This window comes from Geodermatophilus sp. URMC 61 (assembly GCF_052931555.1).
This window is the reverse complement of record NZ_JBRFHZ010000002.1, coordinates 4,577,535-4,599,981: the sequence shown is the minus strand read 5'-3', so window position 1 is coordinate 4,599,981 and position 22,447 is coordinate 4,577,535. Positions and strand designations below refer to the sequence as shown.

Below are 22,447 nucleotides of genomic sequence, written 5' to 3'. Positions count from 1 at the left end.
CGGACGGCGACACGCCGGCACACCCTCGTGGCCGACGCCGCCGACCACGAGGGGTCAGCCACCCTTCCTGGCGGAAACGGGGACGGACCCGTGCTCACCGGCTGGCCGGGGCGCACAATGGCCGGGTGGGGGAGCACACCGAGTCGTATACGAGGCGGGGTTAACCTGAGACCGTGAGTGACGTCATGGACCGGCGTGCCCGGAAGAAGGCGCAGACCCGGACACTCATCCGCGAGACCGCGCAGCGGCTGTTCGCCGAGCGCGGCTTCGAGGCGGTCACGATCGCCGACATCGCCGCCGCGGCGGACGTCGCCGTCCAGACGGTCTTCAACCACTTCCCGACGAAGGAGGACCTCTTCTTCGACGGGCACACGCCGTGGGTGGAGGGCGCCGCCGAGGCGGTGCGCTCCCGCCCAGCGGGCACCGGCCCCCTCGACGCCCTGCACGCCCACCTCGTCGAGCGGGTCGGCATGCACGTCCGGCAGCTCACGGATCCCGAGGGCCGGCTGTTCGACACCACGCTGGAGGCCTCGCCGGCACTGCGCGCCCGCGAGCGCGAGCTGCACCACGAGGCGACCGCCCGGCTCGGTGACGCGCTCCACGAGGTCTGGACGACCGAGGGCGGCGCCCCCGCGGTCCCGGAGGACGTCCGCACAGCCGCCTCGGTGACCGCCGCGGTCTGGTTGGCCGCCGTCCGCACGCTGATCGTCCAGCACCGTCGGCTGCTCACCGGCCCGGCCGGTGCCCTCCTCGGCGACCCCGAGGAGGGCGTCTCCCTGGCCTGCTCGGTCGCCGACCAGGTGTTCAGCGGGCTCGGCACCGCGATGTCGCCACCGGCGGCCAACGGGCTGCGGCCCACCGGCTGAGGTCAGACGGCGACGCGCTCCTCGTCGGGCGCGACCACCGGCAGCAGCACGTCGTCCAGCACGTGCTGCACCTCCTCGCGGCTCATGGGGCCGCGGGCCGAGGTGTAGCGCTGCCACCAGAACGCCTCGATGACCGAGCACAGCAGCGCCAGCCGTGCGGCGGGGACCTCCTGCCCCCGCGCCGCCTCCCGGGCGCCGATCGTCTGCACGGCCTCGGCGAGCGGGCGGACCAGCGCGGCCTCCAGGCCGGCGCGCAGGTCCTCCTCGTGGCGGGCCGCGCCCACCAGGCTGGCCGCCGCCCGCTCCTCGCGGTCCAGGGGCCGGCGCCACCGGTCGACGAGCGCGGCGAGGTCGTCGCGGAGCGAGCCCTGGTCCGGCGGCGTCCGGACGAGGGTGAAACGCCCCACCGCGGAACGGGCCATCGCCGCCATCGTGGGCCAGCGCCGGTAGATGCCGGCCTTGCCGGCATGCGCACGGGCAGCGACGCGGTCGCTGTTGAGCTTGCCCCAGCCCTCGTCGGCCAGGATGTCGACCGCGACGGTGAGCAGCTGCTCGGACAGTTCGGCGCTCAGCGGGCGCCCCGGCGTGCCGCTCACGTCGGGCCCAGGGGGATTCGGGTCACGAGGACATGGTGGCGCGCAACTGGAACCGCCACAACGATGACGCCCGGGAGTCTCGACCTAATTCGGCGGATCCACGTACCGGAAATGATCCGCGTCGCCACCGCGGCACCCTCCCGTTCAGGCTCCCGCGGCACTCTCGACCCGGACCTGCAAGCCGGCCCCGTCGTCCACCAGGCGGCCCGCGTCCGCCGCCTCCGCGACCACGCCGTCCCACCGCTGCGCCCAGTCGCCGCCGCCGGCCTGCGGTTCGGCCGCCGCCCGCAGCGCCGCGACGTCCAGCACGCCGGTCTGCGCGTCCTCCACCCGGCCCAGGCCGGCGTCCCGCAGCGCCTGGTCGGCCTCCTCGTCGGTCACCGCACCGACGGCCAGGAACACCGCGGTCAGGTCGTCGACGTCGACCACCCGCACCTCGGGCCGCTCGTCGGCGCCACCCACCACCTCGACGATCACGCCGCACCTCCTCCGCTCGGGCCTCCGGGCAGGAGTCCCCTCAGACGTGCTGTGTCACACACGTGTTCCCGACGCGGCCGGCGCTCCCCGCTCGCAGGGCTCGCCCCGCCCCGCGCCTGCGGAGGTGGGCAGGACGGGGTCCCTCCTCACACGTGCCAGGGGAAACGGCTGAAGTCCGGGTCCCGCTTCTCCAGGAACGCGTCCCGCCCCTCGACGGCCTCCTCGGCCATGTAGGCCAGCCGCGTCGTCTCGCCGGCGAACAGCTGCTGGCCGACCAGCCCGTCGTCGACGAGGTTGAACGAGTACTTGAGCATCCGCTGCGCGGTCGGGCTCTTGGCGACGATCCGCCGCCCCCAGTCCAGCGCGGTCCGCTCCAGCTCGGGATGCGGGACGACGCGGTTGACCATGCCCATGCGGTGTGCGTCCTCGGCGGAGTACTCGTCGCCGAGGAAGAAGATCTCGCGGGCGTACTTCTGGCCGACCTGCCGGGCGAGGTAGGCCGACCCGAAGCCGCCGTCGAAGCTGCCCACGTCGGCGTCGGTCTGCTTGAACCTGGCGTGCTCGGCGCTGGCCAGGGTGAGGTCGGAGACCACGTGCAGGCTGTGCCCCCCGCCGGCCGCCCACCCGGGGACGACGCAGACGACGACCTTGGGCATGAAGCGGATCAGCCGCTGCGCCTCGAGCACGTGCAGCCGGCCGCTGCTCCGCCCCTTGTCGTGCTCGTACCCGTACCTGCCGCGCACCCGCTGGTCGCCGCCGGAGCAGAACGCCCAGCCGCCGTCCCTGGGGCTCGGGCCGTTGCCGGTGAGCAGCACGCACCCCACGTCGGTCGAGAGCCGGGCGTGCTCGAGCGCGGTGATCAGCTCGTCGACGGTCTGCGGGCGGAAGGCGTTGCGCACCTCGGGCCGGTCGAAGGCGATCCGGACGACGCCGGCGTCCACGGCCCGGTGGTAGGTGATGTCGGAGAAGTCGAAGCCCTCGACCGGCTGCCACGCCGCGCTGTCGAAGATCTCGGAGACGTCGTCGCGGGCGGTCATGGACCGAACCTAGCCCCGGGGCCGGCCGGTCACCGCAGCAGGCGGCCAGGGCCGGCGGCGAGGTGGCGCGGGCGGGAGGACAGGCCCCCGCCGCGGGTAGCGTCGCCGGGGTGTCGGAGGCGCCCGCCGTGCGAGTCGGCACCGTCAACGTGGCCTCGGGCCGCATTCCGGGCGGTCGGGTCCTCGACGCTGCGGGGCTGGAGAAGGCGGTCGCCGGCCTGGACGTCGACGTGCTCGCCGTCCAGGAGGTCGACGCCGGGCAGCCCCGCTCCCAGCGGGTCGACCAGGCCGCCGCCCTGGCCGCCGGCGTCGGCGCCGCGGACTGGCGGGCCGCGGCCACGGTGGCGGGCACGCCGGATCCCTTCCGCAGCTGGACACCGGCCGGTCCGGTGCTGCGCGGCCCGCACACCCCGGCGGACGGTCCGCTGTACGGCATCGCGCTGCTCAGCCGGTTGCCGGTGCTCGAGTGGTCGGTGCTCGACCTGGGTGCCGGCCGGGCGCGGCTGCCGGTGCAGGGCCCCGACCCGCGCACCGGCCGGGTGCGCTGGTGGTGGGTCCCCGACGAGCCGCGGGCCGCCGTGGCCGCCCGGCTGGGCTCGCTGACCGTCGTCGCCACCCACCTGTCGTTCGCCCCGCACACCGCCGTGCGCCAGCTGCTGCGGCTGCGCCGGTGGATCGCCGGGATGCCCGGCCCCGTGGTGCTGGCCGGTGACCTGAACCTGCCCGGCGCGCTACCCGCCCGGCTGTTGCGGGCGACCCCGCTGGTGCGCGCGCCGAGCTACCCGGCGTCCGCGCCCCGGGCCCAGCTGGACCACCTGCTGGCCGTCGGGGTCGGGATGCGCGGGAGCGACGGCGCGGCCACCGTGCTGCCGATCGGCGACCACCGCGCGCTCACCGCGACGGTGACGCCGACCTGATCCACGGCCGGGGGGTCGAGGCATAGGAGGCAATGCATACGGCGTAGGACCCGCAGACGCATGCATTGCCTCCTATGCCTGCGTCCAGTGCCTGCGTCCAGTGCCTGCGTCGAGCCGAGGGTCAGGCGGAGAGCAGGTCGTGCAGGCGGTACAGCGACGCCTCGAAGCCCGGGTGCAGCGGCACCGACACCAGATCGCCGAGCGCGATCCAGGCCACGCCGTCGCTCTCGCCGTCCAGCTCCAGGTCGCGCGGCTCGATGTCGCGCAGCGGGCGGGCCAGCACGGTCGTGTACGACCAGCCGCCGTGGTCGTCGACCGAGGAGGGGCCGAGCTCGAGGTGCTCCGGCAGCAGGCCCAGCTCCTCCCGCACCTCCCGCAGGGCGCCGTGCTCCGGGGACTCCCCCGCGTGCAGTGCGCCGCCGGGCGTCCCCCACGTGCCGCCGTGGTGCGACCAGACCGCCCGGTGCTGCAGCAGCAGCACCGGGCCGTCGGCCCCGGCGCGGTGCACGAGCAGCCCGGCCGCGCCGACCCGGCCCCAGTGCCGGTGGCCGAGCGCGCAGGTCACCCAGCCGTCGGTGGAGGAGAACACGCCCCCAGTGAACCGCGTCCTGTGCGTGCCTGGTGCGTGACAAGGGGTCCGTCGCCGTGGAGGCTCAGGCGGCCGGGGGGATGTTCTGGTTGTGCCGGAACACGTTGCCCGGGTCCAGTCGGGCCTTGAGCAGCCGCAGCCGCGAGAAGGTGGCCGGTGGGTATGCCTCGCGCACCCGCTGCGCGCCCTCCATCTCCAGGTGGTTGACATAGGTGCCGCATGCCAGCCGCCGGGTCGTCGCCCAGGTCTGCCGGGCCCACGTGGCTTCCGCGGCCGGGTCGTCGCCGGCCGACCAGGCGCCCACGATCGTCGTCATGTGCGCGGCCTGCCGGTGCGCGAAGGCGGTCGCTTCCGCGTCGACGTCGGCCATCGCTCCGCCCAGCCGGCGCACGAGCACGTGGGACTGCGGGTGGGTCCGGTGCGCCGCGACCTCGGCCAGCGCGTCGAGCGCCTCGTCGTCGAGTTCGTGCAGCAGGTCGCTCTTGAGGTGAGAGCGCATGCCCCACGGCACGCTGGCGTCGGCCGACTTCTGCAGCACGCAGTACGGCAGCGGCCCCAGCAAGTCGAGGGCGGGGGTGCCCAGCGCCGTCCGGAGCGGGGCGAGCACCTGATCGGCCAGGGCGGGGTCGCCCAGCCAGGCCGCGGACAGTCCCACGACCGGCCGGCTCCGCAGCTCCTCGGGGACGAAGGGTGCGGGGGGCGCGGTCGCCTGGACGGCGACGAGGGACAGCTCGCGGGGTGCCTCGGCGCCCAGGTCGCGGTAGAGCCGCAGCGCCCGGGGCGCCAACTCGGCGGGGAAGAACACGGTCCCCCCGTGTACCGGGCCGACCGGGTGCAGCCGGAAGGTGAAGGCGGTGACCACCCCGAAGTTGCCGCCGCCACCGCGCAGGCCCCACATCAGCTCGGGATCGGTCGCGTCATCGACCCGGAGGACGTTGCCGTCGGCGGTGACGAGTTCCACGGCGAGCAGGTTGTCGCAGGCCAGGCCGTGCAGACGGGTCAGCCAGCCGATGCCGCCGCCGAGGGTGAGGCCCGCGACGCCGGTGTGCGAGATCTCGCCGCCCGGGGTGGCCAGCCCGTGCTCCTGGGCGGCTGCGTCGAACCCGCCCCAGGTGACACCCGGCTCCACCACGGCCGTCCGCGCCACCGGGTCGACGGTGACCCGAAGCATCCCGGACAGCTCGATGACCAGCCCGCCGTCCACGACCGACCAGCCGGGGATGCTGTGCCCGCCGCCGCGAACGGCCACGGCGAGGTCGTGCCGGCGGGCGAACGCGAGCGCGGCGGCGACGTCGGCGGCGGACGTGCAGCGGGCGATGAAGGCCGGATGCCGGTCCACGGCGCCGTTCCACACACGTCGGGCCTCGTCGTACGTCGGTGACCCGGGCGTGAGCAGGGTGCCGGTGAAGGCCGGCGGGGTCAGGCTGGTCATGGCGACCTCCTCGCGATCGGCTGCGGGTCCGGCACCGACGCTCGTCCCGCCGGGGAGCGGCGACCATCCCTGGCGTTGGGGATTCCGCCGGGACCCTCTGCGTTCGACACTCGGTCCATGGAGCGACGGCTCCGGCGAGCGGCGCTCGCAGAGGTCGAGCGGAGCTGCCGGACGGCGACGGACGCGACGGCGCTGCACCGGGCGGTGGTGGCAGCGCTGGCCCCGGCGGTGCCGTTCGACCGGTGGTGCGCGATCACCTTCGACCCCGCGACGGCGTTGCCGACGGGCGGCTTCCACGCCGAAGGGCTGCCCGTCGCCGTGATGCCGCGCCTGCTGCAGATCGAGTTCGGGACCGAGACCGACGTCAGCCGGCTGTCCGACATCGCCCGGGCCGTCCGGCCGGTGACGGTGCTGTCCGAGGCCACGGGGCGGCACCCGACCCGCAGCGCGCGATTCCGTGACGTGCTGCGCCCGGCCGGCCTGCCGCACGAGGTGCGGGCCGTGCACCGCGACGGCCGGTCACCCTGGGGGGCGACGATCTTGCTGCGCGGCGGTGACGTCCGCGACTTCGGTCCGGACGAGGCTGCGCTCCTCGCGGCGGTGACGCCGCGGGTCGCCGCGGCGCTCCGGCGCGTGCACCTGCTGTCGCGCCCGCGTGCGGCCGGCGAGGACGACGCCCCCAGCGTGCTGCTGCTGACCCTCACCGAGGCGGCGGTCACGGTGGCCTCCGGGACGCCGTCGGCGCTGGAGCGCATCCGCGAGATCGAGGACGGCGACCTCGGCGGGGTACCCGTCGCTGTTGCCTCGCTCGCCCGCACGGCGCACGGCCGGCCCGGTCCCGCACGCTGTCGCCTCCGCACCCGGTCCGGCCGGTGGCTGACCCTGCACGCCGAACGGCTGTCGGCCACCACGGTCAGCCTGATCGTCGAACCGGCCCGTCCCAGTGACGTCGCCGCGCTGCTCAGCGACGCCTACGGACTGACCGCCCGGGAGGCCGAGGTGGTCGGGCTCGTCGTGCGTGGCCACACCAACGCCGAGATCGCCGGGGCGCTCTGGCTGTCGCCGTACACGGTCGCCGACCACGTGAAGAACGTGTTCGCCAAGACCGGCGTGCGCAGCCGCGGCGAACTGACCAGCCGGCTGTTCTTCGACCACTACCTGCCGAGGGCCTGACCGGTCGGAGGTCACGGACGCGGCGCCGGCGCCGCCGTGACAGGCTCGACGTCGTGCGCGTCGCCGTCTTCACCGGGTCCCAGAGCGGGCCGCCGTCCCACCGAGCCGCCGTGGCCGAGTTCGCCGCCGGGCTCGCCCGCGCCGGCGTCGGCGTCGTCTACGGCGGCGGGCGCGCCGGGCTGATGGGCGTGGTCGCCGACGCCGCCCTGGCCGCGGGCGGCGACGTCGTCGGCGTCATCCCCCAGCACCTGGTGGACGACGAGCTGGCACACCCCGGGCTGCCACGGCTGGAGGTGGTCGGCTCGATGCACGAGCGCAAGGCACGCATGGCCGAGCTGGCCGACGCGTTCGTCGCGCTGCCCGGCGCGGCCGGCACGCTCGAGGAGCTGTTCGAGGCCTGGACCTGGGGGATGCTCGGCCTGCACGCCAAGCCGGCTGTCCTGGTGGACGTCGACGGCTTCTGGCAGCCGCTCCTGGCCCAGCTGCGCCGCATGGTGGACGACGGCTACCTCGACGGCCGCCGGCTGGACGCGCTGGGCGTGGTCACCGACGTGCCGGAGCTGCTGGCCTTCGTCGAGCGCTACGAGCACCCCGCCCGCAAGTGGGCGCCGACCCCGCCCTGACCAGGTGACGTCCGCGCGGGGGGCCGTAGCGTCGGGCGGGTGGAGCGCTGGGACGTCGTGGTCGTGGGCGGCGGCCCGGCCGGATCGGCCGCGGCGCTGGCCGCCCGGCGCAGCGGTGCCGCGGTGCTGGTGCTCGACCGCGCCGACTTCCCCCGCGACAAGGTGTGCGGCGACGGCGTGGCCCCCGAGGCGCTCGACGTCCTCGCCGGCCTGGGCGTCGACCCGGCCGCGCTGACCTCCGGGTACCCGCCGGTCCCCCGGCTCTCGCTGCGCTCGCCGGGTGGGGCGGTGGTCGGGCGCGACACGCACCGGCCCTCGTCCGTCGTCCCCCGGGAGGTGCTCGACGCCCGGCTGCTCGAGGCCGCACGGGCGGCCGGGGCGGAGTTCCGCCGGTCCACCGTGCGCGCCGTGGTGGCCGACGCGGACGGCGTCACCGTCGACGGCACCGTGCGGGCGGGCGTGCTCGTCGGGGCGGACGGCGCGGAGTCCGTCGTCCGCCGGGCACTGGGGCTGGGCGCCAACCGCCCGGACCGGCTGGCCTTGGCGATCCGCGGCTACGCGCCCGCGCTGCCCGGCCAGGGCACCACGCAGGTGCTGGTGACCACCGAGCAGCGCTGGCCGGCCTACGCGTGGTCCTTCCCGCTCGGCGACGGGCGGGCCAACGTCGGCTACGGCGAGCTGGTGTCCGGCGGTGCGACGCGCGCGGCGCTGGTCGAGGGGCTGCACCGGCTGCTGCCCGGCGTGGCGCCGGAGGGACTGCGCGCGCACCGGCTGCCGCTGTCCACCGGCCGGCCGCGGCTGCCCGACGGCCGGGTGCTGCTGGCCGGCGACGCCGCGTCGCTGGTCAACCCGCTGACCGGGGAGGGCATCTTCTACGCGGTCCTCTCCGGCGCGCTGGCCGGTGCGGCGTGGCCGGCGGGCGCCGACGCGGGCCAGCGGTACCGGGAGGCGCTGCGACGGCGGCTCGGCGGGCACCTGCGCGCCACCCGGATCGCCTCCGAGCTCTCCCGCTGGCCGCGGCTGATGGACGCCGCCGTCCGCGCGGCCGACGTCGATCAGCGGGTCTTCGACGACGTGGTGGCCCTCGGCCTGGCGGAGGGCCGGCTCACGGTGCGGACCGTTGCCGCGACAGCTCGTCGGCTGGTCCGGGGACGGGACTGACGGCGACCTCGACGCGGTCGCGGCCGGCCCGCTTGGCCTGGTACAGCGCCGCGTCGGCAGCGGCGTAGAGCTCCCGCACGGAGGCGGCGTGCAGCGGCGCGTGGGCGACCCCCACGCTGATCGACAGCGGCAGCGCCCCGCCGTCGGCGCGCGGCAACGGTGAGGCACGCACCGTCTCGACCAGCTCCCCGGCGCGCCGCGCCGCGGTCGCGGCGGTGCAGCCGGGCAGCAGCAGCGCGAGCTCGTCGCCACCGAGGCGGCCGACCACGGCGTCCCCGGCGCGCACCTGGCGTCGGACCAGCCCGGAGAGGTGCACCAGCGCGTCGTCCCCGACGGGGTGTCCGTGCGCGTCGTTGATCTGCTTGAACGAGTCGATGTCCAGGAGCACCAGCGCCGTCCCGGCGCCGGTCGGGTCCCGCTCGAGGGCGCCGGTCAGGGCGTCGTCGAGGACCCGCCGGGTGACCAGTCCGGTCAGCGGGTCGACGTGGGCCTGCTGCTGCAGCGCCGAGACCAGGCGGTCCTGCACCGAGGCCGCACGGGTCAGGATCACGGACGCCACGACGAGCACGGTCCCGACGACCAGGGAGTCGTGCGCCGCAGGCTCGAGGGGCTGGAGCACCAGCTGGGTGATCCCGTCGCCCACCACGGCCGCCGCCGTCACCAGGGCGACGGCCGCCCAGCGCAGGTGCGACGCCGCCCAGAGCACCGGGAAGGCGAGGAACGCCTGGGCACCGGCGGAGGGGTCGTCGGTCAGCACGTCGAGCACGCAGGTCAGCAGCACGCCACCCACACCGATGAGGACGAAGGCACCGGCGCGGTCCAGCCGCTCGACCGGGACGAGGACGCACAGCGCGGTCGCCGCGACCAGCGCGGCGACCCCCACCCAGGACGCGGCCCTCGTCGCGCTGCTGACCGAGTTGGGCCCGAACGTCGTGAGCAGCGCCAGCACGACGGTGGAGACGCCCATGATCAGGACGATCGAGTGCGCCGAGGCGCGCGGCTCCCGCGCACGCAGTGAGTCGGCGAGACGCATGCCCTCTCCATCGTCGTCCCGGCGGTCGGCACCGGCAGGCCTCGGCCGCGCGAACGGCACCAGCGGCAGCGGACTCCCAGGTGGAGCCCAGGGAACTGTCAGACCGTGCGCGCAGGATAGCCATCAGTCACGACGAGGAGGACGGCATGACGATGGCACCCGCCCTGAGCCGGGTGGACACGGGGACGGTCCACCTCGACGACCGACTGCTCGCCGGCGGCCTGGCCGACGTCCGCTGGGCGCTGCTCGGTGCGCTGCACGCCGGAGCCCGCTCCCTCGTGGTCGACCTCTCCGGGGTGCGGCGCCTGCCGGACACCGTCGTCGCCGTCCTGGTGTCGGCGCACCGCATCTGCCGGGCCCGTGGTGGCGCGCTGGTGCTGCGCGGCGCCGACGTCCCCACCGAGGAGCTGCTGCGCCGCACCGGGCTGTGGCGGGTCCTCGTCGCCGAACCCGCGCTGGCGGTCGCGTGACCGGGGTGCTCAGCGAGGTCGTCGACCGGCGGGCGGGGCTGATCACGGTGAGCGGCCACCTGACCTCGAGCGGCGCGGACCTGGTGCGGGGCACGGCGGACCAGCTGCGCGACGCCGGCCACGCCCGCGTGGTGCTCGACCTGCGCGGCGTGGGTGCGGCCGACGACGACGGCCTGGCGGTCCTCCGCCAGCTGCACCACGACTTCCGCGTGGACGGCGGCGAGCTGCTCATCCGCAGCTGACCGGCTGAGGCGGAGGGCGTGGTGTCCTGGTTAAAGACATCCCGGACACATGTCTCACGACATACCGGACTGATGTCGCAGGTCATGCCGGACCACCGGTCGAGGCTCGGCCATGTCGAAGGCCCGGCTGGTCATCACCGCGATCGAGGTGGAGGGCCGCAGCCCCGCGGAGGTCATCGCGGCCTATGGCGTCTCCCGGTCCTGGCTCTACGAGCTGCTGGCCCGCTATCGGACCGAGGGCGACGCGGCGTTCGAGCCGCGCTCCCGCCGGCCGCACACCTCACCGGGGGCCACCCCGCCGCCGACGGTCGAGTTGGTGTTGCGGCTGCGCAAGCAGCTGAGCGAGGCAGGCCTGGACGCCGGCGCGGACACCATCGGCTGGCACCTGACCCACCATCACCAGGTCACGCTGTCGCGGGCCACGATCCACCGGATCCTGACCCGCGCCGGCGCCGTCGTCCCCGCGCCGGCCAAGCGGCCGAAAGGCTCCTATCTGCGCTTCGCCGCCGAGCAGCCGAACGAGACCTGGCAGTCGGACTTCACCCACTACCGGCTGACCACCGGCGCCGTCACCGAGATCATCACCTGGCTCGACGACCACTCCCGGCTGGCGCTGCACGTCTCCGCGCACCCCCGGATCACCGGCCCGATCGTGCTGGCCACCTTCAGGCAGGCCGCCGACCGGCACGGCTACCCGGCCTCCACGCTGACCGACAACGGCACGGTCTACACCACCCGCTTCGCCGGCGGCGGGAGCGGCCGCAATCACCTCGAGCACGAGCTGCGCCGGCTGGGCATCGTGCAGAAGAACTCCCGGCCCAACCACCCGACCACCTGCGGCAAGGTCGAACGCTTTCAGCAGACCCTCAAGAACTGGCTGCGTGCCCAGCCCGCCCAGCCGGCCACCCTCGACCAGCTGCAGGCCCTGCTCGACGTCTTCATCGCCGCCTACAACCAGCACCGGCCGCACCGGTCCCTGCCGCACCGGGCCACCCCCGCGACCGCCTACACCGCCCGCCCCAAGGCCACCCCCGGCGCCGACCGCGACCGCGACACCCACGACCGCGTCCGCACCGACCGCATCGACACCACCGGGTGCGTCACCCTGCGCCTGGCCGGCCGCCTGCACCACATCGGCATCGGCCGAACCCACGCCGGAACCCACGTCCTGCTGCTGGTCCAGGACCTGCACGTGCGCGTCATCGACGCCGCCACCGGTGAGTCCTGCGCGAGCTCGCCATCGACCCCACCCGCGACTACCAGCCCACCGGCCGGCCACCCGGACCGGCCCGGCAATGACGGACGCCCGGACCCACGATCCGTGGGTCCGGGCGTCCGGGATGTCCTGAGACATCACAAGGCGGAGGGCGTGGGATTCGAACCCACGATGGGTGTCACCCCATAGCGGTTTTCAAGACCGCTGTCATACCTATCTCCGCTCCTTTACGGGGCTGTCGAGCCAATGCCGTGACGGTGCCACAGAGTCCTGACCTGCGCAGTCACCAGTACGGGTAGGCATCGCCGCCTGGACTTCACCCCGTCGAAACCGGGTCCATCCGTAGACGCATCCGTACGGACGAGGCGTGGGGGAACCTCGGACTCAAGATCCTGATGGCCTCGCCGATGGGCACGCCCGTAGCCGGACCGGGAGCCCAGACCACCCCGGCGACGAGGTGGACGACTGCCCCGGGGCCCGTGCCGGCGCGCGGAAGGCCTCGCCGGATCTTCCCTGCGTCATCGAAAGAGGATCTCTGGCGAGACAGGTCAACCCAAACTGCGGACCACCCAAGCGATTCCGGAACCGTCGAAGCCGCGCCCCCCGACGCGCTCCTCGTGCTCCTGGTGCTCCTGGTGCTCCTCGGCGACAAGGCATCTGCCGCCGCCGAGCTATGCGTGCGCGCCGACGCGACAAGGTCCGGCCATTTCGTCCGCGGATCTACACCCGTTCCCAGAAAGGGCCATCGCGCCAAGCTCTTCGCTGGGCAGCGCGACCACATGACCGCGGCCGTCAGCGCCTGGGCCGCATAGCGGAACATCCCCCGCCGCGCCGCCACGTCGCCGGGCGGCCAACGCCGTCCTCGACGGGGTCGGCAGCGGCCGCATGACGTTCGCCAGGGCGGTCCTGTCCGGTAGCAACCCACGACGGCGACTGCCGTCCGCCTGGCGCCGCGCACGGTGACCACTCATGAGCCACCACGACACTTCCGGCCGGCACGAGAACGAGACCGCGATCCCTCCGCTGCCCCCGGAGCAGACTCGGACCGCGCCCACGGAGACCGTTCTCCCGCTGGCGCCCCCCGACACGGCCGGCGCCGCACGGTACGCCGATGAGCGCTGCAGCTACTGCGACGAGCCGGTCGGCCCCAGCCGCTACCGCGACGGCGACCTGCGGCTGTGCCGCCCGTGCGGCGTCATCGCCCGGATGAGCGGAAAGCAGCGGACCGACCAGCTGCGCCACCACCTCACCGGCGACCTGCTGCGCCGCGTGGCGCTTCTGAGCACCGAGGCCACGCACCGCAACCTCGAGTCGGCCTTCGGCTGGGAGCCCCACGCGGACACCGCCGCCCTCTTCGCCGGCGTGGCCACCGACGCGCTCATCCGCGCCACGCTGCACAGCGGCGCTCACGTGCCCCTCATCGCCGACGAGATCGGCCGCCGCGGCGCCGCCCACACCTTCGCCGAGCAGGCCGGCTGGACCGACAGCACCCCGCTGCCGATCAACGCGCAGGCGATGGTCCGCCGCGCCCTCGAGCTCGATGACACCCTGACCGCTGCACAGCTGGCGCAGGTCGCCGACAGCCGGTTCCGCGGGGCGGTCGTGTCCCGCGTCGGCGAGCTGGACGAGGCGGCGACCGCCGAGCTCGTGGCCCGGCTCACCGAGTGGGAGGCGTACCGGCTCGCTGAGCTGGGCACCGCCCCGGTCGGTTTGCTGACCTCCCTGGCCGAGCGGGACCCCTCGGTCGCGGGCGCGGTGGTCCGCGATCCGAGGGCGACCCCCGAGACGCTCGCCACGATCGCCGCCCACCACAACGACCCCACCTGGTGGAGGGCGGCGGCCGCCACCCTCGGGCACGCCAACGTCGACGTGACCCTCATGCCCGTACCGCTGCTGACCTGGGCGCCCGAGCCGCGCGGCCGGATGACCGGCTACCTCGACGGCCATCTCGGCATCGGCACCCCCAAACGCCGCACGGCCGGACGACTCGCGGACCGCTTCGCCGGCACCCTCGCCCAGCTGCTGCTCGTCGTCGCCGGCATGAATGAGGCCCCCGCAGGCTGACCGACCGTGGCCGCCGTGAGCTGAGTCCGCAAGAGCCGCGGTTCGGCCCCGGCCCCGGCCGGTCATGACCCATCGGGGCGCGGAGTGCCGTCGACCACCTACTGCCGGACCGTGATGTGATCCTCCGCCGTACGACCCAAGAACAACGGAAGGAACCGGGCGTGACGATCACCATCGCTGGTGAGCAGGTGCCCGACCCGTTCAACCGGTTGACGGCCTACGCCAGCGCCTACTCCGGCACGCTGCTCCGGTACGACCTCGCCGGACAGGACGACCCGGACACCCTTTCCTCCGACGACGTGCAGCGCACCAGGAAGATCGCCTCCCGCATCAGCAACCGGGAGCGCGACTGGTTCCTCGACCGGGCACAGACAGCGCCCTGGAACGACGTCGAACCCGAAGCCGACCTCGGCGACGCCGACCCGGGGGAAGCCGGAGGCCTCTACGACCGCGCCGACGCGCTCTACCGACACTTCTCAAGCGACGCCCCGCGCAACGTCAACACAGCGAAGATCAGCAAAGTCCTGCACTTGAAGCGGCCGGGGCTCGTTCCCGTGCTGGACAGTCACCTGGCGCGCGCGTACCGCCGGCAGGCCCGCAGGGCCGCCCTGGACCACCCCGCCCGCGGCTACCGGCGCATGTACTGGGCCCCAATCCGCGACGACCTGCTCCACAACCGCGACAGCATCACCGCGCTGAAGGACAGGTGCGCCACCGACGACCGCGAGCACGTGAGACGGCTGGCGCAGCTCACCGACCTGCGGGCGCTGGACATCCTCACCTGGTGACACCCATGCCGACCGGGCCCACCGGGCTTGTCCGCGACATCAGTTCTGGTCGAGCAGGCCGACGGCGCTGCGGCCGACGCCCAACGCAGCGAAGAACGCGTCGATGACCGCAGCGGCAATCGTCGTCGCTCCGAAGACCGCGTCTCTCGATGCGCACCAGCACGTCGCGGCGTGTCCACCAGGGGATGTGTCGGGCAACTGAAGTCCCCGACCAGAACAACCTGCACTTACTCCTACGACGAGGCAACCTCTCGGGCATCGCGTGACAGGAGGCCGGAGTCGCCGTCGGTCGTGCGGACAAGCCTCGGTCCGCCGGAAGGGCGCGGCATCCCGACACGGTGCTTTCAACGATGTACAACGAGTCATCACCGGAATGCTGGATCAGAAGGGGTAGACGGATGCCGCCGCTCGTCGTCGGGCCGGCGTGGAGCACCGCTGCGTCACCGCTGATCGACGCAGGCCGCTTTCCCCTGGGCGTGGAGAGCGCCACGCTGGGCAACGCACGGCGGTTGGTGCCGCTGATCAACTCGGGCACCGCGCACGCGAGGTACTACCTGCTGCACGCCGCTGTGGCCGCCGCACACCACGTAAAGCCCGGGGATCGCTCGGCGATGGAGGCGGCCCGGCAGCACGTGCGTCGTGCGGAAGTCGTCCTGGCTGCGGCCACCCTCCGTCACGCCGACACCGCTCCGGCCGAGCATGGCGCAGCGCCGCCGTACCGCGACCCTCACGGGGCCAGAGCGGTCGCCCCGGCCGTCGCCAACGGCACCATCGACGTCGGCAAGCTGGCCGCGAAGTACTCGTTGCAGACCAACGGCTTCCTCGCCGTCTACCGCGGCGCGGAGATCGAGGCCGGGCTGCTGGACCGACGGAACGGCTCCCTCCTGCCCGGCCCGGTCCCACTCCCCCACTCCGGCCTCGACGGCGTCCACGCGATCCTCGCGGCCGCCGACAACAGCAGCCTCAGCCTCGACCAGCTCGATCAACTGCTCCCGGCGGCCTGCCTGTGCCAAGTCCGCCGCGGCGCCGAGGCGGACCAGCTTGCACGGCTGCTACTCGGCGACCGCAGCGGTGACGGGCCGGACCTGCCGAAGGAAGTCCGGCGGGCACGCCGCCGCACCGCGGCGACCGCCCGGCTGCTGTTGCACGCCCTGGACGGCCGCAGCCCGGACACCGACCCCAACGAGGCGATGGCGGCACTCTGCTACGGCAACCTCGATGACGTCGCCGCCCTCGATGATCCGGACCTCGTCGGCTGGGCACAGCACTGGCGGGGCGCCCTGCTGCGGAACGCGAGCGTCACCGCCTGGCGATGGCTGTGGTGGTGGCTCACCGAGCAGCTCCGCCGGCAGCCGCGGAGCCGGGCGGCGCTCGCCTCCGCCCTCGCCGACGCCCTGGTCGAAGCCGCCGGCGGCGACGGCAACGCCGTGGATCTGCTCAACGAACAGCTCCCGGCCCGCAAGGACAGCCAGCGACTGCTCAACGCCGAGGACTCGGTGCTGTACGCCGACGGCGGCGAGAGCGTCGACCCGTGGACCTACGTCCGGGTGCTCGTCCTCGGGGTGCACCGGCTCCAGGACCTGACCGGCCCTGCCTTGACCGCCTTCCTCGAGCCCGGGGAGCTCGGGCCGCCGTACGTCCGCGACTGGCTGGCTGCGTCGGCACACCTGTCGGTCTCCGAGCTCGGCCGCGACCTCGCCGGACGCCTGCTGCGTCAAGCCGAGGAGATCAGCCGCCGACGCATCCGCTGGGAGTTCGGACAGCTGCGGGTACCGACCCGGCTGCGGGAGATCGGGGACGTCCTCGACCTGGCCGGCCAGGAGGGCAGCATCGCACCGGCCCTCCGGCTGGAACGTCTGCGACAGATGCTCGCCGAACTGGGCTACCTCACCGAAGTGGACGGGGCCCTGGCCTGGGGGGCACCCGCGGCGGAGCGGTGGGCCGCATGATCAGCCACTGGAGCGAGCACCTGACACCCGGGAGCTCCCCGCCCGGACTGCTCCGTGCTCGTGCAGTGCCGGCGGAGGAGGTCCTCGTCCTCAGCTACACCGCGGACCTGCGCTTCTTCGAACGGGTGTGTCTCTCGGAGGCGCGGGCCGTCGGCGCCCGGGTCACCGTGGTCCACGACGTCGCGGCCGACCTGGTTCCTGCCGAGGAACTCCACCACGCCGGCGTGCACTACACCGACGTCCCCGTCCGCTGCCGCTCCGACGGCGAGTTCCACCCCAAGCTGCTGATCGCCGTCGCCGCCGACCGTGCCCTCGTCGCGATCGGCTCCGGCAACGCCACCGCCAGCGGCTGGCACCACAACGGCGAGCTGTGGACGACGCTCGCCGCCGACGTCGCGGACTGGCCGGGCACGTTCCACGACCTCGCCGGTTGGTTGGAGGCCCTCCCCGACTATCTGTACATCGACGACTTCGGGCGTGAACGCATGGAAGCGGCCGCCGCCGCGCTGTCCCGCCACCCCGCGCAGACCGAGGGGCCCCGACTCGTCCACAACCTGGACGTCCCCATCGGCTACCGACTGCCGAGACCGACCGGAACGGTGAGCCGGCTCAGCGTCGCCAGCCCCTTCCTGGACGAGAAGGCGGTCGCGCTGCGGCACGTAACCGAGCACTTCTCCCCCGAGCAGGCCACGCTCGCCCTCACGGACAACGCCGACGCCGACGCGGACACACTCGCGGCCTGGGCCCAGCGCCCGGGCGCGGCCATCCACGCCATCGACTCCGAGCGCTACTTCCACGGCAAGCTCGTCCAGTGGACCGACGACACCGGAACCCACGCCCTGGTGGGCAGCGCGAACGTCACGGTAGCTGCCCTGCTCAGGACGACCGGACAGCACCACGGCAACTGCGAACTCGGCCTGTTCTGCGACCTCGGGTCGGCCGACCTGACGCCACCGCTCGCTGACGAGCTCACGGCCTCCGACGAGATCGCCGGCGTGCTGACCGACGCGCCCCCACCGCCCGCGCGGGACGCGCACACCCCACGGCTGCTCCGCGTGCTGCTCGCCGAGCCGGGCGTCCTGGTCACCGTGGTCGCCGACAGCAGCGACGGGGTGGACGCCGTGGTGACCGCCGCCGGCGAGCGCTACCCGCTCACGCTCGTGGAGAGCACGGGCCGCGTACACCAGTTCGCCGGGTCCGCGGATGTCCTCATCGGGGCGGTCTGCTACGTCGAGCTGGCGGACGGCTCACGACTCGGCCCGGTACGCCCGACCGACCCGGTCACCGTCATCGCCCGTCCGGGAACCAGCAGCCCGCTCGAGGGTGCCCGCCTCACCCAGGTGCTCTCCGACCCTCGACTCAGCGAGCGGCTGTTCCGGGCCCTCGCCGACCTGGCTGCGGTGCGTCCCGAGGACACGCCCCAGCAGAGGGGCGCCGCGGGCGGCCAGCCCGCACGGTGGCGCCGCACGGCGGAGTTGGTCGTCGGTTCCGCCCTGGTCCGTCTAGCCCTCGGCGGTGCCGGCTCTGACGCCGACCTGGCGGACGACGGCGATGCCAGCGCTGCCGACGTCGACCCCGGTGACGCGGTGTCCGAAGTCGGAGAGGACGACGACGTCACCAGCCTGTTCGACGAGGAGGACGCCGAAGTCGACACCGGGGTCCTCGACCCTCTCGACGCAACCGGCGACCCGGTCAGCGCGCTGATCGCGGACAGCGTCACGGCCGGCCGCCTCGCCCGCGCGATCGACAGGCGGCTGACCGACACCGAGGGGTGGAGCCTGGTCGCGCTGCTCGCCCTGCTGCGCGTCACCCTGATCGTCGCCGCGGGCGGCGGGTGGCCCGACCGGCTGGATGCGGCCGACGCCGTCGCGGACGTCCTCGATCGTGTGCTGCAGGCACCGCCCGCTGCGGACCAGGACGTCGAAGCGGCACGCCGCGCCGCCGTGCTGGTCGCGTTGGCCGTCGTCGCCACGGCGGTCGAGCGCTGGGACGAGCCGGACGACCCCTTCGCCGCCGACTTCGAGCGCTACCGGTCGGGCGCCTCCCTCACCCCCTCCGAGGTCGCCGCCGAGCGGGTCGCGCACTACTCGGCCGACCTGGACATCGGCTTCGGCTCGATGTTGACCGCCGACTCGGTTCTCGACGCAGCTCCTTTCCTCTTGGCCTCGACCGCTCTCGAGCGGGCGGCCGAGACCCTCACCGCGGACTACCCCGGCCTGCAGGTCGCGGCCCCGCGGCTGTTGCGCATCCCAGCGGCGACGAACCCGTACACGGCCGCGATGCGCCTGCTGACTCGGGCGGCCCATCTCGCCCCCGTAGCCGTGCATGCCGGGGGGCCAGTGGGCGAGGTCTACGCCGCCTGGCGGCCGAAGGCGCTGGTCCTGCAACGCGGCTCCGCCGCCGGGGCGCCCACCGTCGGCGGTGTTCACCACCTCGTAGTGGGCCCCGGCGCCCACACGACAACCCCGCCGCGGTCGGCGTCTCGGACGTGGCGTGGTCCGCTGCCGGCCGAGTTGGCGCTGGAACTCACCGCCGCCGGCTTGCTCGCCTAGCAACCGGCGGGTGGCGAAGAGACTTGACCGCCGACTCTCGGGAGATCTCCCCGCCTCGATGACTGCCGTCGGCTCGTCAGCCATTGCCGCGCGCGATGGTTAGCGCAGTGTCGCTGACGGCCCGGATGGTCTCCTCAATGGTCACGATGCGCGGCATCTTCGGATCGTTGAACCGGAACTCCTCGGAAAGTCGCTCCTCGAGGTCGAGGGTGACCGCGCGGAGTGCGGCGAGGATTGTCTCGATGTCGGGACAGGGTTCAATCTGGGGATCCGTCCGGCGCCGCGGCCGCACGACCAGATCGACGGTCACCGCGAGCTTGCCGAGTTCACGTCTGGCCCAGTCGGGCCCAAGCGCGAGCAGGAAGTCGGCAACGTCCGCACCACTATCGGCTTCGGTGTCGGGCATGGTGAGGCTCTCCTCTCGACGCCGGATGCGGCGTTCGAGGAGCCTTCCGACCGCCACACCGGCCAGCGGCCACAGAGGCGCAAGAGGGAGCAGGCCGCTCTTTCCGGCAACCACCGCGCCGGCCACCGCGCCGGCGAGCGCACGGTCGCGCCAGGAGGGAAGCGCCACCCGTGCCGTCGCGGTCATCGGTGACGCACGGTCGAAGCCCCGGGCCAAGTAGAGGCCGCCGGCGACCGACCACCCGGCCCAACCGACGAGGTCTCGTCCGCGCAGTGAGGGTGCCACGAGTCCATCGGCCGCCTTGTCGAGAACGGCGACAGCGGGCCCGGGTGCCAGTTGCGGCTTCTGAGCCACCGCTGCGGGGAATCGTGCGAACGCGGCATGCACCTCGTCGACCGCGTCGGCCGGCACGTCCAGCGTGTCCGCGAGGTCCGCGAGCGACTGGAACATCTTGGAGCGGAGTGGCTCGAGATCGAACTCGAAGGGCGCAAACGGATCGCACGCGGCAAGCTCGATCAGAAGCAACCAGCGTGTTGCTTCCGGCAGCAAGCGGGGCTCCGGCGTGCCCTCCCCGGCAACGACGGTGAACCGTGGCTCCGCGGCCAGGGCCTCAGCCAACTCGCGAGCGGCAGCGAGCATGCGCCGTCCTCGCTCCCAGTCGTCTTCGTGCTGGGCGAGGGCTGCGGCAAGAAACACCCGGCCGTGGTGGTACGCCATTTCCGCAAGGGGCATGGGGCCACCACCACCGACGTCCGCGTCGACCGTCAGCGCGGCGAGCGGAATCTCGAGTGCCTCGGCGATCTGGTGCAGCTTCTTCGGAGACGGGTTCAGCTGACCCCGCTCGGCCATGCTGAGCCAAGACTTGCCGAGCTTGGCTCGCGCTGCGAACTGGGTCTGGCTGTACCCACGCGCTTCTCGGAGGTGAACGATCCGCTCTCCCAAGCGGCGACGCCGTTCTTCCAACGCGCGGTCGGTGTCACCCATTCGACTGCTTGACCTCTCGTACTGATCCGGTGTTCAGTATCGCTGAACCGTCTGTCCATCGGAGCCGCACAAGCGTACAGCCGACTCAAGGAGACATCGTGACCGTGACCGCATTCGACGAGTTCGAGACCGAGCCCACCCGCTCGGAGGAGCCGAAGCCGCAACGGCGAACGGACGGGATCTACGGCCTGCCCGGCGTCGGCGGACCCGCCAGCAAGGTCCACGAGTTCTTCGAGAGCATGGCGCCGGAGCCCGAGGACCCCCTGGCCGTCAAGGTGGGCAAGAACCTCGTCCGGGGTGGCGCGGTCGCGGCCGCCACCGGCGCCGCCCTGGTCGTCGTCTTCTAGCTTCCGCCTCCGACCGACCCCGCCCCCGTCCAACGGGCGCCCGATCGGCACGCGTACCGGCTCGGCCCCATTCCTCGGGGCCGAGCCGGTCGCGTGTGCCGGGTCGCCGTACAGGACGGAGCCGGGCCTGGGATGATGCGATCACGCGCGGCGCCCCCGGGCGTGGGAGGGTTCGCATAGCGGCCGAGTGCATGCGCCTTGAAAGCGCACGACGGGCAACCGTCCGTGGGTTCGAATCCCACACCCTCCGCCCCTCCGCGGCTCGGTGGTGCTCGGTCCGCGCCCACCGGCACTGCGGACGACCCGACAGGCGGCAGCTTCGCCGTCGCGCGGTTGGGCATGCCACCGTCGGCGCCCGGACCCGTACGAGTCCCCCAAGAGAGTGAACCCGCGCGGGAGTTCCACTCGGGACGAGGATGCTGTCGCGCCAACCGCAAGGATCGGCACTCGTGGAGAGCGACGACGACCGTGGCCGGGTGCTCCGCGGGAAGCTGCGCGAGTCACGGGTCGAGATCACCCTGGGCGCTCCGGTCATCGAACACGGCGACTACGTGCACCGCGGTGTGGCGGCCTGGCACGGAGAGGCGCTCGTTGACGTCGATCCCGAGCTGGACACTCAGCCCGTGTGGGCGCGTGCGGACGTGGCACTGGCCCGCCGGCCGATTCCCGGAGCGGACGGGAGTGAGTTCCTCACGATCGCCCGCGGCTACGGGCTGCTCATCGACCTCGACATCGCGGGGGATCTCGCCACGGCCCTGGATCAGAACGGCGACCATGCACACTTCCTCCCCCTGTTCTTCGACACCGGGGAGTTCGGCCTGCATGCCGACTTCGATGAGCTAGTCGACGGCATCGGTAGTCGGGTGGTCCTCCTCGACCGGGCACTACTCGCGCGAGAGTGGCGGGGCCTGGGCGGCGCCGGCCGGCTGTTGATCGCGCGGATGCTGCAGTGGCTGATGCCCGGGGCGATGCTCGTGGTGACTCAGCCGGCGCCGTTCGAGTTGTCCAACAGCGTGGACAACACCACGTACGCGGCCGGGCTGCAGCAGGTCCGCGGCGTCTGGCGCTCGCTGGGGTTCACGCACTGGCGGGACGACATCTGGTACATGGACCCGGCGAGGAGCGAGTTCGACGATGCGGTCGCTCACCTCGAGGATGGACTCGTTTTGCCGAAGGAACAGTAAGGACGGCCGTTGGCGCACTCAACCACGGCGAGCCGGACGGGGGACGTCGTGCAGGAGTGGGACCTACAGCCGGGCGCGCAGGCCACGCGCACTGGGCTTCAGGCGAAGTTCGGGGGATCGCTGAGCCGGGGCATCTCGGCGCCCGCGGTGAGTAGTGGGCCGGGCACATCATGCTCTGGTGGACCCCCGAACGGGGCGAGCTCTACGGCTACGCCGACGGCTGGACGGAGGCCGGCGACGCGTTCTACTTCTCGGGGACGGGGCAAGAAGGCGATCAGCACTTCAACTCGCCCTACGTCGAGAATCGACGCCTGCGGGACCACGCACTGACAGGCGACAGC

At 73.5% G+C, this 22,447-nt stretch carries 21 protein-coding genes and 2 tRNA genes; 15 read left to right on the top strand and 8 right to left on the bottom strand.

The annotated features are described in order from the left end of the window. The first annotated feature begins 173 nt into the window (after positions 1–173). On the top strand, positions 174–866 hold the full coding sequence (locus tag ACU610_RS21485) for a TetR/AcrR family transcriptional regulator (RefSeq protein ID WP_446769723.1): 693 nt from the start codon (positions 174–176) through the stop codon (positions 864–866). 2 nt (positions 867–868) lie between these two features. On the opposite strand, the gene ACU610_RS21480 is transcribed toward ACU610_RS21485, so the two are convergent. The 3 genes from ACU610_RS21480 to ACU610_RS21470 all read right to left on the bottom strand — a co-directional run bounded on the left by ACU610_RS21480 (position 869) and on the right by ACU610_RS21470 (position 2,976). Next, positions 869–1,462, bottom strand: a complete 594-nt coding sequence (locus ACU610_RS21480) for a TetR-like C-terminal domain-containing protein (RefSeq protein WP_446769722.1) — start codon at positions 1,460–1,462, stop codon at positions 869–871. 144 nt (positions 1,463–1,606) lie between these two features. Then, positions 1,607–1,939 (bottom strand): hypothetical protein, encoded by a 333-nt coding sequence (locus tag ACU610_RS21475; RefSeq protein WP_446769721.1) that lies wholly within the window; start codon positions 1,937–1,939, stop codon positions 1,607–1,609. Between the two features lie 146 nt (positions 1,940–2,085). Then, a complete protein-coding gene (locus tag ACU610_RS21470) occupies positions 2,086–2,976 on the bottom strand; it encodes a 1,4-dihydroxy-2-naphthoyl-CoA synthase (protein WP_446769720.1) in 891 nt (296 codons plus the stop codon). Positions 2,977–3,086: 110 nt separating this feature from the next. Here ACU610_RS21470 and ACU610_RS21465 point away from each other — a divergent pair, with 110 nt between their 5' ends. Beyond that, complete coding sequence (locus ACU610_RS21465; protein WP_446769719.1) at positions 3,087–3,893, top strand: endonuclease/exonuclease/phosphatase family protein; 807 nt, start codon at positions 3,087–3,089, stop codon at positions 3,891–3,893. A gap of 121 nt (positions 3,894–4,014) precedes the next feature. On the opposite strand, the gene ACU610_RS21460 is transcribed toward ACU610_RS21465, so the two are convergent. Next, positions 4,015–4,482: an NUDIX domain-containing protein gene (locus tag ACU610_RS21460; protein ID WP_446769718.1), complete on the bottom strand. Its 468-nt coding sequence runs from the start codon at positions 4,480–4,482 to the stop codon at positions 4,015–4,017. 64 nt (positions 4,483–4,546) lie between these two features. Next, complete coding sequence (locus ACU610_RS21455) at positions 4,547–5,914, bottom strand: FAD-binding oxidoreductase (protein ID WP_446769717.1); 1,368 nt, start codon at positions 5,912–5,914, stop codon at positions 4,547–4,549. A 117-nt stretch (positions 5,915–6,031) separates the two neighbouring features. Between ACU610_RS21455 and ACU610_RS21450 the strand changes: the two genes are divergently transcribed. The 3 genes from ACU610_RS21450 to ACU610_RS21440 are packed head-to-tail and all read left to right on the top strand — an operon-like array spanning position 6,032 to position 8,871. Further along, positions 6,032–7,087, top strand: coding sequence for a LuxR C-terminal-related transcriptional regulator (locus ACU610_RS21450; protein WP_446769716.1), 1,056 nt, complete (start codon positions 6,032–6,034; stop codon positions 7,085–7,087). 53 nt (positions 7,088–7,140) lie between these two features. Then, positions 7,141–7,710, top strand: a complete 570-nt coding sequence (locus tag ACU610_RS21445; RefSeq protein WP_446769715.1) for an LOG family protein — start codon at positions 7,141–7,143, stop codon at positions 7,708–7,710. 39 nt (positions 7,711–7,749) lie between these two features. Further along, on the top strand, positions 7,750–8,871 hold the full coding sequence (locus ACU610_RS21440; RefSeq protein ID WP_446769714.1) for an NAD(P)/FAD-dependent oxidoreductase: 1,122 nt from the start codon (positions 7,750–7,752) through the stop codon (positions 8,869–8,871). On the opposite strand, the gene ACU610_RS21435 is transcribed toward ACU610_RS21440, so the two are convergent. Next, the gene (locus ACU610_RS21435) at positions 8,816–9,904 is read right to left on the bottom strand and encodes a GGDEF domain-containing protein (RefSeq protein ID WP_446769713.1); all 1,089 of its coding nucleotides are present in this window, start codon (positions 9,902–9,904) and stop codon (positions 8,816–8,818) included. The genes ACU610_RS21440 and ACU610_RS21435 overlap by 56 nt on opposite strands. Before the next feature lie 146 nt (positions 9,905–10,050). Here ACU610_RS21435 and ACU610_RS21430 point away from each other — a divergent pair, with 146 nt between their 5' ends. The 3 genes from ACU610_RS21430 (at position 10,051) to ACU610_RS21420 (ending at position 12,021) form a co-directional block, all read left to right on the top strand. Further along, the gene (locus ACU610_RS21430) at positions 10,051–10,374 is read left to right on the top strand and encodes an STAS domain-containing protein (RefSeq protein WP_446769712.1); all 324 of its coding nucleotides are present in this window, start codon (positions 10,051–10,053) and stop codon (positions 10,372–10,374) included. Beyond that, positions 10,371–10,616, top strand: a complete 246-nt coding sequence (locus ACU610_RS21425; RefSeq protein ID WP_446769711.1) for an STAS domain-containing protein — start codon at positions 10,371–10,373, stop codon at positions 10,614–10,616. The genes ACU610_RS21430 and ACU610_RS21425 overlap by 4 nt, the downstream gene beginning before the upstream one ends. Positions 10,617–10,728: 112 nt before the next feature. Beyond that, a complete protein-coding gene (locus ACU610_RS21420) occupies positions 10,729–12,021 on the top strand; it encodes an IS481 family transposase (protein WP_446770741.1) in 1,293 nt (430 codons plus the stop codon). On the opposite strand, the gene ACU610_RS21415 is transcribed toward ACU610_RS21420, so the two are convergent. After that, positions 11,976–12,055 (bottom strand) — tRNA-OTHER (locus ACU610_RS21415). The genes ACU610_RS21420 and ACU610_RS21415 overlap by 46 nt on opposite strands. Positions 12,056–12,801: 746 nt before the next feature. Between ACU610_RS21415 and ACU610_RS21410 the strand changes: the two genes are divergently transcribed. From ACU610_RS21410 to ACU610_RS21395, 4 genes are all read left to right on the top strand, one after another. Continuing rightward, the gene (locus tag ACU610_RS21410; RefSeq protein WP_446769710.1) at positions 12,802–13,896 is read left to right on the top strand and encodes a hypothetical protein; all 1,095 of its coding nucleotides are present in this window, start codon (positions 12,802–12,804) and stop codon (positions 13,894–13,896) included. A 161-nt stretch (positions 13,897–14,057) separates the two neighbouring features. Further along, entirely contained in the window at positions 14,058–14,684 is a 627-nt protein-coding gene (locus tag ACU610_RS21405; protein ID WP_446769709.1) for a DUF6308 family protein, read from the top strand. Positions 14,685–15,082: 398 nt separating this feature from the next. Continuing rightward, positions 15,083–16,633, top strand: coding sequence for a hypothetical protein (locus ACU610_RS21400; protein ID WP_446769708.1), 1,551 nt, complete (start codon positions 15,083–15,085; stop codon positions 16,631–16,633). A gap of 65 nt (positions 16,634–16,698) precedes the next feature. Beyond that, positions 16,699–19,185 carry a hypothetical protein gene (locus ACU610_RS21395; RefSeq protein WP_446769707.1) on the top strand — a complete coding sequence of 829 codons (2,487 nt, stop codon included), beginning with the start codon at positions 16,699–16,701 and terminating at the stop codon, positions 19,183–19,185. A 76-nt stretch (positions 19,186–19,261) separates the two neighbouring features. Here the strand turns inward: ACU610_RS21395 and ACU610_RS21390 are convergent, their stop codons facing one another. Next, complete coding sequence (locus ACU610_RS21390) at positions 19,262–20,575, bottom strand: helix-turn-helix domain-containing protein (protein ID WP_446769706.1); 1,314 nt, start codon at positions 20,573–20,575, stop codon at positions 19,262–19,264. A gap of 98 nt (positions 20,576–20,673) precedes the next feature. On the opposite strand from ACU610_RS21390, the gene ACU610_RS21385 reads away from it, so the two are divergent. The 3 genes from ACU610_RS21385 (at position 20,674) to ACU610_RS21375 (ending at position 22,106) form a co-directional block, all read left to right on the top strand. Next, positions 20,674–20,922, top strand: a complete 249-nt coding sequence (locus ACU610_RS21385; protein WP_446769705.1) for a hypothetical protein — start codon at positions 20,674–20,676, stop codon at positions 20,920–20,922. A 165-nt stretch (positions 20,923–21,087) separates the two neighbouring features. Continuing rightward, positions 21,088–21,172, top strand: a tRNA-Ser gene (locus ACU610_RS21380). A 199-nt stretch (positions 21,173–21,371) separates the two neighbouring features. Continuing rightward, complete coding sequence (locus ACU610_RS21375) at positions 21,372–22,106, top strand: hypothetical protein (protein WP_446769704.1); 735 nt, start codon at positions 21,372–21,374, stop codon at positions 22,104–22,106. Positions 22,107–22,447: the final 341 nt, after the last annotated feature.

Excerpts from the sequence above, each read along its gene's own strand:
- ACU610_RS21420 (WP_446770741.1), top strand. The coding sequence starts at position 10,729 with ATGTCGAAGGCCCGGCTGGTCATCACCGCGATCGAGGTGGAGGGCCGC.
- ACU610_RS21455 (WP_446769717.1), bottom strand. The coding sequence starts at position 5,914 with ATGACCAGCCTGACCCCGCCGGCCTTCACCGGCACCCTGCTCACGCCC.
- ACU610_RS21470 (WP_446769720.1), bottom strand. The coding sequence starts at position 2,976 with ATGACCGCCCGCGACGACGTCTCCGAGATCTTCGACAGCGCGGCGTGG.
- ACU610_RS21430 (WP_446769712.1), top strand. The coding sequence starts at position 10,051 with ATGACGATGGCACCCGCCCTGAGCCGGGTGGACACGGGGACGGTCCAC.
- ACU610_RS21390 (WP_446769706.1), bottom strand. The coding sequence starts at position 20,575 with ATGGGTGACACCGACCGCGCGTTGGAAGAACGGCGTCGCCGCTTGGGA.
- ACU610_RS21435 (WP_446769713.1), bottom strand. The coding sequence starts at position 9,904 with ATGCGTCTCGCCGACTCACTGCGTGCGCGGGAGCCGCGCGCCTCGGCG.
- ACU610_RS21450 (WP_446769716.1), top strand. The coding sequence starts at position 6,032 with ATGGAGCGACGGCTCCGGCGAGCGGCGCTCGCAGAGGTCGAGCGGAGC.
- ACU610_RS21400 (WP_446769708.1), top strand. The coding sequence starts at position 15,083 with ATGCCGCCGCTCGTCGTCGGGCCGGCGTGGAGCACCGCTGCGTCACCG.
- ACU610_RS21410 (WP_446769710.1), top strand. The coding sequence starts at position 12,802 with ATGAGCCACCACGACACTTCCGGCCGGCACGAGAACGAGACCGCGATC.